Below are 9,610 nucleotides of genomic sequence, written 5' to 3' on the forward strand. Positions count from 1 at the left end.
GCGTCTGCATCGCAGGAGTCGTTGTCGCGGCTGGCGCCTCTCGAAGACAATCAGCCTTCGCTGGGGATCGGCTCTGCTTGCATGTCCCAGCCGCCACCCAATGCCTTGAACAGATTGACCTCGCTGATCATCTGCGCCAGGCGATCGGTGATGTATTGCTGCTGCACATCGAACAGTTGGCGCTGGGCATCCAGCAGCGTCAGATAGCTGTCCACGCCGGTTCGGTAGCGGCGTTCCGCCAAACGGAAGTAGTCTTCGCTGGTATCCAGCAGGTCGCGCTGCGCCTGTACCTGACGCGTATAGGTGGCCTGGGCAGCAAGACCATCAGCCACCTCGCGAAAGGCGGTCTGAATAGCCGTCTCGTACTGCGCCACCTGGATGTTGCGGCTGATCTCGGCGTAATCGAGGTTGGCGCGCAATTGGCCAGCATTGAAGATCGGCACGCTGATACTCGGCGAGAAATTCCAGTAACGCGAGCCACCCCCGAACAAGTCAGACAGTTCGCTGCTTGCCGTACCCGCCGCGCCGGTCAGGCTGATACTCGGGAAAAACGCCGCTCGGGCCGCGCCGATATTCGCATTGGCCGCCCTGAGTTGGCGCTCGGCCTGAATGATGTCCGGGCGCTTGTGCAGCAGATCGGACGGCAGACCGATGGGCAACGCTGCTAACTGTTCTCGTTGTAATTCGCCAGGGACCGGCAGGTCGCCCGGGATGTTCTGTCCGAGCAGCAACGTCAGCGCGTTGCGATCCTGCGCCACCTGACGCGTGTACTGTTCGATACGGACCCGCGCGGTATCCACCGCGCTGCGTGCCTGGCTCAAGTCGAGCGCCGAAGCGACACCCACATCGAAGCTATGCTGGGTAAGACCCAAGCTCTGCTCGTAAGTCTTCAAAGTGTCGCGGCTGACCTGCAACAGGGCCTGATCGGCCTGTAACGTCAACCAGGCGTTGGCAACACTGGCGATCAGACTGATCTGCGTGCTGCGCTGCGCTGCTTCGGTGGCGAAATACTCCTGAAGCGCCTGCTCACGCAGACTGCCGAGGCGACCGAACAGATCCAGCTCCCAGGACACCCCGAGCGTCGCGCTGTATTGACTGCTGATCGCGCTCTGCCCGGTCTGGTTGAGGTCTCCTGGCGTCCGGGTGCGGCTCCCGGAACCGTCAGCGCTCACGGCTGGTAGCAGGTCGGCTCGCTGGATGCGATAAAGCGCCCGATAGGCATCGACGTTAAGCGCCGCGACACGCAGATCGCGGTTATTTTCCAATGCCACGCCAATCAGTTGCCGCAGTGCCGGGTCGCGGAAGAAGGTTTCCCAGTCCAGAGTCTGTTGCCCCTGAGACGCGCTGAAAGCACCCTCGTAGGCCTCGCCTTCCGGCCAGCTAGCCGCCATAGGAGCATCAGGGCGCTGATACTCGGGAATCAGGGAGCAACCGCTCAGCGCCGCCATCAGTGCCAGGGCCATTACCGACTTGTTCATGGGGTATCTCCCTTAGGTTCTTCAGCGACCTTTTTTCTGCGCCCACTCAGCGAAGACACCAGGACATAAAACAGCGGTACCCAGAATATTGCCAGCAACAGAGCGCTGAGCATGCCGCCGATCACACCAGTGCCGATCGCATGTTTGCTGCCCGCGCCCGCGCCGCTGGAAATCGCAAGCGGAAGCACGCCGAGCATGAACGCCAGCGAGGTCATCACGATAGGCCGCAGACGAATGCGGCAGGCTTCGATCGCCGCCTCGACCAATGTCATGCCCTGCTCGTGCAAGGTCTTGGCGAACTCGACGATCAGGATCGCGTTACGCGCCGACAAGCCAATGGTGGTCAGCAGCCCCACCTGGAAGAAAACGTCATTGGACAACCCACGCCCCATGGTAAAGGCCAGCGCGCCAACGATACCCAGCGGCACGACCAACATGACCGAGAATGGAATTGCCCAACTCTCGTAGAGCGCCGCGAGCGCCAGGAATACCACCAGCAGCGACAGGGCATACAACGCCGGTGCCTGCGAACCGGACAGACGCTCCTCATAAGACTGGCCCGTCCAGGAATAGCCGATGCCGGTAGGTAATTGCTCGGCGATCCGCTCGACCGCCGCCATCGCCTCGCCGGAGCTGTAGCCCGGAGCGGCCGAGCCGAGAATCTCCATCGCCGGCACGCCATTGAAACGCGTCAGCTTGGGCGGCCCATAGGTCCATTTGCCACTGGCAAAGGCGGTGAACGGAACCATCTCGCCGGCATCGTTGCGCACATACCACTTGCCGAGATCCTCGGGGTTCATCCGCGAGGTGGGCTCACCCTGCATATAAACGCGCTTGACGCGCCCGCGGTCGATGAAGTCGTTGACGTAGCTCGAGCCCCAAGCGATCGACAGCGAGTCGTTGATCGCTGCGAGCGAAACCCCATGGGCCCGCGCCTTTTCATCGTCGATGATCAGGTGGTACTGCGGCTCGTCTCGCAGGCCGTTGAAGCGAACCCCGGTGAGCGTCGGATCCTGCCCCGCCAGTTCCATGAACTTATCACGCGCTTGGCTCAGGGCCTCGTGGCCGAGCCCGGCCTGATCCTGCAGATAGACGTCGAAACCAGTGGCATTGCCTAACTCCATCACCGCAGGCGGCGCGAAGGCGAACACCATGGCGTCGCGCAGGCTGAAGAAATAGCCCTGGGCGCGTTGGGCCAGGTCGAATACCCCCTGCCCGGCTTCGGTGCGCTCTTCCCAGGGTTTGAGCATGATGAAAGCCATGCCAGAACTCTGGCCGCGACCGGCGAAGTTGAAGCCGGTAATGGTGAACACCGAACGGACCGTTTCGCTTTCCTCGTTCAGCAAGTAGTCGCGCATCTGCTCGACCACCTCTTGGGTACGGTTGGCGGTCGAACCGGCTGGCGTCTGCACCTGCGCGAACAGCACGCCCTGATCCTCCTCGGGCAGGAAAGCGGTGGGAATGCGGGTAAACATCCAGATCATCACACCCACGATCAACAGATACATCAGCAGGTAGGGCGCCTTGCGCCGGAGCACACCTGCCACACCGCGCTCGTAACCTTGGGTGCCGCGATCGAACGTGCGGTTGAACCAGCCGAAGAAACCGCGCTTGCCGTCGTGATCGCCGTCATGCGGCTTGAGGATGGTAGCGCACAGCGCCGGAGTGAAAATCAGCGCGACCAACACCGACAGCACCATGGCCGAGACGATGGTGATGGAGAACTGGCGGTAGATCACACCGGTGGAGCCGCCGAAGAAGGCCATCGGCAGGAGCACGGCTGAAAGCACCACGCCGATCCCCACCAGGGCGCCCTGGATCTGGCCCATGGATTTGCGCGTCGCCTCCCGGGCCGAGAGCCCTTCCTCGCGCATCACCCGTTCGACGTTCTCTACTACCACGATGGCATCGTCCACCAGCAGACCGATGGCCAGGATCATGGCGAACATGGTGAGCGTGTTGATGCTGTAGCCGAAGGTCAGCAGGATCGCGAAGGTACCGAGAATTACCACCGGCACGGCCAATGTCGGGATCAGCGTCGCCCGCAGATTCTGCAGGAACAGGAACATCACCAGAAAGACCAGCACGAAGGCTTCGAGCAACGTGTGCACCACGCCTTCGATCGAAGCTGAGATCACCGGTGTGGTGTCGTAGGGGTACACCACCTCGACGCCTGGCGGAAAGAAGGGTTCCAGCTTGGATATGGTCTCGCGCACCGCATTGGCGGTGTCCAATGCATTGCCACCTGCCGCAAGGCGAATGCCCAGGCCCGCAGCTGGCTGGCCGTTGTATTCGGCGCGGATTGAATAGCTTTCGGCGCCGAGCTCGACTTTAGCGACGTCGCGCAGGCGTACCTGCGAGCCGTCCGGGTTGACCTTCAACAAGATCTTCTGGAATTGCTCTGGGGTTTCCAGACGGGTCTTGCCAATGATGGTGGCGTTGAGCTGCTGGGTTTTCAGCGCCGGCAAACCGCCAAGCTGACCGGATGACACCTGGACGTTCTGCTCCTGTATCGCCGAGCGGACGTCGACAGCAGTCAGCTGGTACTGCTGCAACTTGGCCGGGTCGAGCCAGATACGCATCGCGTATTGAGCGCCGAATACCTGAAAGTCACCAACGCCCTGCGTCCGGGAAATCGGATCCTGGATGTTGGCGACGATGTAGTTGGCCAGATCGAAGTTGCTCTGCTGGCCGTCCTTGGATACCAGCGCGACCACCATCAGGAAGTTGCGCGCCGACTTGGACACACGGATGCCCTGCTGCTGCACCTGCTGCGGCAGGAGGGGAGTCGCCAGCTGCAGCTTGTTCTGCACTTGGACCTGAGCGATATCGGGGTTGGTCCCTTGCTCGAACGTCACGTTGATGGTCATGCTGCCATCGGAGTTGCTCTCCGATGAGATGTAGCGCAACCCATCGAGGCCATTGAGCTGCTGCTCGATGACCTGGACGACGGTGTCCTGGACGGTCCGCGCCGAAGCGCCCGGGTAGTTGACAGAGATCGCCACATTTGGCGGCGCGATGCTGGGATATTGATTGACCGGCAGATTGAGAATCGCCAGCGTACCGGCAAGCATCAGCACCAGGGCGATAACCCAGGCGAAGATAGGCCGATCGATAAAGAATCTGGACATGGTTGGTTATTCCCCCTGGCCGGCAGCAGGTACACCTGCCGGCCCATCAGCCTGGCCGGCCTGCTGCACGTTGCCGGCCGGGCGCGGATTGACCTCGGCACCGGGGCGGATGAACTGTAGGCCTTCGGTGATGACCCGGTCGCCGGGTTTCAAGCCGTCGCTGACCAGCCAACGATTGCCCACCGCGCGCTCCGTCTTGATCTGGCGCAGCTCAACCTTATTGTCGGGGCCTACCACCAGCGCGGTCGGCTCGCCGCGAGCGTTACGGGTAACGCCCTGCTGCGGCACCAACAAGGCCTGCTGCCGTACCCCAGCCAGCAGCCGTGCGTGGACGAACATGCCCGGCAGCAAGTTCTTGTCCGGATTCGGAAACACGGCGCGCAGCGTGACCGAACCGGTGCCCTCGTCCACAGCCACCTCGGACACTTCGAGCGTACCTTCATGTCCGTACTCGGCGCCGCCCGGCAGGATCAGTCGGGCCTTGGCGACGTTATCTCCGGCCTGCTGCAGCCGGCCACTTTCCAGGTCAGCACGCAACGCGATCAGGTCCTGCACCGGCTGGGTCACATCGACATAGATCGGATCGAACTGCTGGATGGTCGCCAGTTCCTGCGTCTGGCCGTTGCTGACCAGCGCACCCTCGGTCACCGCAGAGCGGCCGATGCGGCCGGAGATGGGCGCAAGTACCTTGGTGTAACGTAGGTCGATTTTTGCCCGTTCGAGTTCGGCCTGCGCCTGCAGCGATGCCGCACGGGCCTCGTCGTAGGCTTGCTGGCTCACCGCCTGCTCTTTGACCAGCAGTCCATAGCGATCAGACAGCGACTTGGCCGAGGCTAGCCGTGCCTCGGCGCTTTTCAGCGTGGCCTCATAAACGGACGGATCGATCTGATAGAGCTGCTGCCCCTGCTTCACCTCACTACCTTCGGTGAACAGGCGCTTCTGAATGATTCCGTTGACCTGCGGCCGAACCTCCGCCACCCGGTACGCAGTGGTGCGGCCCGGCAGTTCAGTAGTCAGAGTGAACGGCTCGGCTTCGAGCGTCACGATACCCACCTGCGGAATCTGCTGCCCAGCGGCTGGCGCCGCCTCTTCTTCCTGGCAACCGCTGAGTAGCGTCGCGGTGGCAAAAAGCGTGATCAGAGCAGCGCCGGCTGACTTGATTGACATCGGAAGCGACCTCATTGAACAGCTAACCCGAGCAGGACAGCTCGGACAGACTCGAATGGCAGAATGCGAGGAATATACTTACATTCACCAATGTCTGTAAACAGACAATCGCGTCTCCAATGCGCTATCGCGCCAATTGACGCTATCGATTCGGCACATCATGCAAATGCCTGAACCCGGCCGTAGTCACGTTGCAAAAAAGCAGAACGCCGGCTTTGCGCCGGCGTCTGATGGAGCGTTCTTCCGATTACTGCCGGACACCTTCTACCGAGATGATAAGGTCCACTGTCTGGGAGGCTGGGCCCAGGTCCATCTTAATATCGAAATCCTTGAGCTTGAGCGTAGTAGTGCCTTCGAAGCCGGCGCGATAGCCACCCCACGGATCCTTGCCCTCGCCGATGAACTTGGCGGCAATTACCACTGGCTTGGTCACGCCATTGAGCGTCAGGTTGCCAGTGATGTCAGCGGTGCCCTCGCCGGTGGGCTTGACCGATGTCGACTCGAAGGTCGCGCTCGGATGTTCGGACACGTTGAGGAAATCTTCGCTGCGCAAATGCTTGTCACGCTCGGCATGGTTGGTATCGACACTCGCCGTATCCAGACTGACCTTGACCTTGCTGGCCTCAGGCTTGTCGGCGTCGAAACTGAAGCCACCATCGAATTCCTTGAAGCTGCCCCAAAGCCAGCTGTAGCCGAGATGGCTGATCTTGAAATTAACGAAGGCGTGTTGTCCTTTGGTATCGATCACATAATCAGCGGCGGTCGCCTGGCCAGCGAGAATCATCGAGCTCAGGGCAAGTGCGGTGAGGGTTTTTTTCAACATTGGGTCGCTCCTTTCTAAAAATGGTTTAAAGGTGGTCTAACGAGACCTCAGGCATCGGCGCGGCCGAGCATGCGATCAAGCGTCGAATCGCGGTCGATAAAGTGATGTTTCAGTGCCGCCAACGCGTGCAGCCCGGACAGGATCACCAAAGCCCAGGCGAGGTACTGGTGCACCAGGCCGGCCACGTCCTCCTGGTTAGGAATCGAGGTGACCAGCGCCGGGACCTCGAACCAGCCGAACACCTCGATCCCGCGGCCGTCTGCGGTGGAGATCAGGTAACCGGAGATCATTACTGCGAACAGGCCGAGATACAGGAGGCCATGCCCCACCTTGGTCGCTCGGTGCACCAGCGAGGAATGGCCAGGCACCGGGCCCGGCCCCCGACTGCTGAGCCGCCAGATGACTCTGAAGATCATCAGCGCCAGCAGCACGAGGCCAACGCTTTTATGGATATCAGGGGCGGTGCGATACCAGTTGCTGTAGTAGTTCAGACCGACCATCCAGTAACCCAGCGCAAACAAGCCGAACACCGCCGCCGCCATAAGCCAATGCATGACGATGCTCACCAGTCCGTAGTTATTGGGCGAATTGCGCCATTGCATGGTTGCGTCTCGATAGAAGAACAGGAGGATTAGCCTAACGGCTTATAGATCGAAATGAATCGCATTTTTTCGTTTCAAATTATCGGGCAAGCAGATAGATGCTCCGAGTCAGAGCCATCGTCCGGTTTCTGCTAGGCTGCGTCGACGCCAATGCCAAGGAGCCAAGATGAACCTGAACGACAGCTGGATGCAGCGTGACCTTTCCGTACTTTGGCATCCATGCACTCAGATGAAAGATCACGAACAGCTTCCGCTTATCCCTATACGGCGTGGCGAAGGCGTCTGGCTCGAGGATTTCGATGGCAAACGCTACCTGGATGCGGTCAGTTCCTGGTGGGTCAATGTGTTTGGCCATGCCAATCCGCGCATCAATCAACGCATCAAGGACCAGCTCGACCAGCTCGAACACGTGATGCTCGCCGGCTTCAGTCATCAGCCGGTGGTCGAGCTATCTGAGCGTCTGGTGCAGATCACACCGGCCGGGCTCGACCGGGTGTTCTATACCGACAACGGCTCGACCGGCATCGAGGTCGCGCTAAAGATGAGCTTCCACTACTGGCGCAACAGCGGGCAGCCGAACAAGCAGCGTTTCGTCACCCTGACCAACAGCTATCACGGCGAAACCGTGGCGGCCATGTCGGTGGGCGATGTGGCACTTTTTACCGACACCTATAAGCCGCTGCTGCTAGATACCTTTAAGGTCCCCAGCCCGGACTGCTATCTGCGTCCCGACGGCATGGGCTGGGAAGAGCACTCGCGCGACATGTTCGCCCATATGGAGCGGACCCTGGCTGAGCACCATGCGCAGATCGCTGCGGTCATCGTCGAGCCGCTCATTCAGGGCGCTGGCGGCATGCGCATGTATCACCCGATCTACCTCAAGCTGCTGCGCGACGCGTGCAATCGCTACGATGTACACCTGATCCACGACGAAATCGCCGTCGGCTTCGGCCGAACCGGAACCATGTTCGCTTGCGAGCAGGCGGGCATCACGCCTGATTTCCTCTGCCTGTCCAAGGCGCTCACCGGTGGCTACCTACCCATGGCCGCGGTACTGACGACCGACAAGCTGTATCAGGCGTTCTACGACGACTACTCGACCTTGCGCGCTTTTCTCCATTCGCACACCTATACCGGTAATCCATTGGCCTGTGCCGCAGCGCTGGCAACCTTGGATATTTTCGAGCAGGACGGCGTCATCGAGGCCAACAAGGCGCTGGCCGCGAGAATGGCGTCCGCTACGGCCCACCTCCAAGACCATCCGAACGTCTCTGAAGTACGCCAGACCGGCATGGCAGTCGCCGTCGAGATGGTGCAGGACAAGGCCACCAAAGCTCCCTATCCCTGGCAGGAGCGGCGCGGGCTCAAGGTCTATCAACACGCCCTGCAACGCGGCGCACTGCTACGTCCGCTGGGCAGCGTGGTGTATTTCCTGCCGCCCTATACCATCACCGAGGAGCAGATCGACTTCCTCGCCGAAGTGGCCACCGAGGGTATCGATATCGCAACACGCACGACCGTCAGCGTTCCCGTGTCACCGGGTGCACCCAAGGAGTTTCGCGATCCGGGTTAGCTAGGGTACGGCGCGGGCTTCTGAGCCCGCGGCGAACGCTATAGACTGCCGCCTCGACTTCCGACCGTAGCTTTCCCGATGCGCATATCCCGCTTTTTCATCGACGCACCACTCTCGCTTGGCACGCAGGATCTGCCAGAAGCCTCAGCGCATTACATCAGCCGGGTCTTGCGGCTATCAACCGGCGCGGTGGTGCAGCTGTTCGATGGCAGCGGCCAGGAATACCGGGGCGAACTGGTCGAGGTAGGCAAGAAGCATGTGAAGGTCGAACTGCGCGAGCAATTGGCTGGCCTGTCCGAATCGGCGTTAAAGATTCATCTCGGCCAAGGTCTGTCGCGCGGTGAACGAATGGACTGGGCTATTCAGAAGGCGACGGAGCTCGGTGCCACGGAGATCACGCCGATCGTCAGCGAGCGCTGCGAAGTTCGCCTGAAAGACGAAAGGGCCGACAAACGCCTGACCCATTGGCGTCAGATCGCCATTAGCGCCTGCGAACAGTGCGGCCGCTCGGTTATCCCGACCATCCACCCGCCGATGTCGCTGCAGGAGTGGCTTGCCGTGGAGGCGGATCTGAAGCTGGTTTTGCATCCGCTGGCCGAACCGCTGACGACCCATCAGCGTCCCGCTACGCTGGCATTTCTGATCGGCCCCGAAGGAGGGCTGAATGATGCCGAGATCGAACAGGCCCGTAGTGCCGGGTTTCAACCGGCCCGCTTTGGGCCGCGAGTGTTACGCACTGAGACCGCACCGGTGGTGGCATTGAGCGTTGCGCAGCAGCTATGGGGCGACTTCCAGACTGACGTCTGAGAGTGCTCGCATCGATAGCCATTTACCAA

Annotated in this window: 7 protein-coding genes; 2 read left to right on the forward strand and 5 right to left on the reverse strand. The window is 60.8% G+C overall.

The genetic code is table 11. From position 1 onward, the window contains the following. Positions 1 to 50 precede the first annotated feature (50 nt). From adeC to MCB86_RS13450, 5 genes are all read right to left on the reverse strand, one after another. Positions 51 to 1,478: an AdeC/AdeK/OprM family multidrug efflux complex outer membrane factor gene (adeC, locus tag MCB86_RS13430; protein WP_239611226.1), complete on the reverse strand. Its 1,428-nt coding sequence runs from the start codon at positions 1,476 to 1,478 to the stop codon at positions 51 to 53. Next, complete coding sequence (locus tag MCB86_RS13435) at positions 1,475 to 4,609, reverse strand: efflux RND transporter permease subunit (RefSeq protein WP_239611227.1); 3,135 nt, start codon at positions 4,607 to 4,609, stop codon at positions 1,475 to 1,477. Before MCB86_RS13435 ends, adeC begins: the two co-directional genes overlap by 4 nt. Positions 4,610 to 4,615: 6 nt before the next feature. After that, on the reverse strand, positions 4,616 to 5,776 hold the full coding sequence (locus tag MCB86_RS13440; RefSeq protein WP_045163980.1) for an efflux RND transporter periplasmic adaptor subunit: 1,161 nt from the start codon (positions 5,774 to 5,776) through the stop codon (positions 4,616 to 4,618). A gap of 247 nt (positions 5,777 to 6,023) precedes the next feature. Beyond that, entirely contained in the window at positions 6,024 to 6,599 is a 576-nt protein-coding gene (locus tag MCB86_RS13445; protein ID WP_045163981.1) for a YceI family protein, read from the reverse strand. Positions 6,600 to 6,646: 47 nt separating this feature from the next. After that, complete coding sequence (locus MCB86_RS13450; protein ID WP_239611228.1) at positions 6,647 to 7,201, reverse strand: cytochrome b; 555 nt, start codon at positions 7,199 to 7,201, stop codon at positions 6,647 to 6,649. Between the two features lie 166 nt (positions 7,202 to 7,367). Here MCB86_RS13450 and MCB86_RS13455 point away from each other — a divergent pair, with 166 nt between their 5' ends. Next, positions 7,368 to 8,774, forward strand: coding sequence for an adenosylmethionine--8-amino-7-oxononanoate transaminase (locus MCB86_RS13455; RefSeq protein WP_239611229.1), 1,407 nt, complete (start codon positions 7,368 to 7,370; stop codon positions 8,772 to 8,774). Between the two features lie 78 nt (positions 8,775 to 8,852). Further along, positions 8,853 to 9,581 (forward strand): 16S rRNA (uracil(1498)-N(3))-methyltransferase, encoded by a 729-nt coding sequence (locus MCB86_RS13460; RefSeq protein WP_239611230.1) that lies wholly within the window; start codon positions 8,853 to 8,855, stop codon positions 9,579 to 9,581. Positions 9,582 to 9,610 lie beyond the last annotated feature (29 nt).

The organism is Pseudomonas sp. KSR10, from assembly GCF_022355455.1.
GTDB lineage: Bacteria > Pseudomonadota > Gammaproteobacteria > Pseudomonadales > Pseudomonadaceae > Stutzerimonas > Stutzerimonas stutzeri_E.

Bases quoted from the DNA above. Each gene is read 5' to 3' on its own strand.
- MCB86_RS13435 (WP_239611227.1), bottom strand. From the start codon at position 4,609: ATGTCCAGATTCTTTATCGATCGGCCTATCTTCGCCTGGGTTATCGCC.
- MCB86_RS13450 (WP_239611228.1), bottom strand. From the start codon at position 7,201: ATGCAATGGCGCAATTCGCCCAATAACTACGGACTGGTGAGCATCGTC.
- MCB86_RS13440 (WP_045163980.1), bottom strand. From the start codon at position 5,776: ATGTCAATCAAGTCAGCCGGCGCTGCTCTGATCACGCTTTTTGCCACC.
- adeC (WP_239611226.1), bottom strand. From the start codon at position 1,478: ATGAACAAGTCGGTAATGGCCCTGGCACTGATGGCGGCGCTGAGCGGT.
- MCB86_RS13455 (WP_239611229.1), top strand. From the start codon at position 7,368: ATGAACCTGAACGACAGCTGGATGCAGCGTGACCTTTCCGTACTTTGG.
- MCB86_RS13460 (WP_239611230.1), top strand. From the start codon at position 8,853: ATGCGCATATCCCGCTTTTTCATCGACGCACCACTCTCGCTTGGCACG.
- MCB86_RS13445 (WP_045163981.1), bottom strand. From the start codon at position 6,599: ATGTTGAAAAAAACCCTCACCGCACTTGCCCTGAGCTCGATGATTCTC.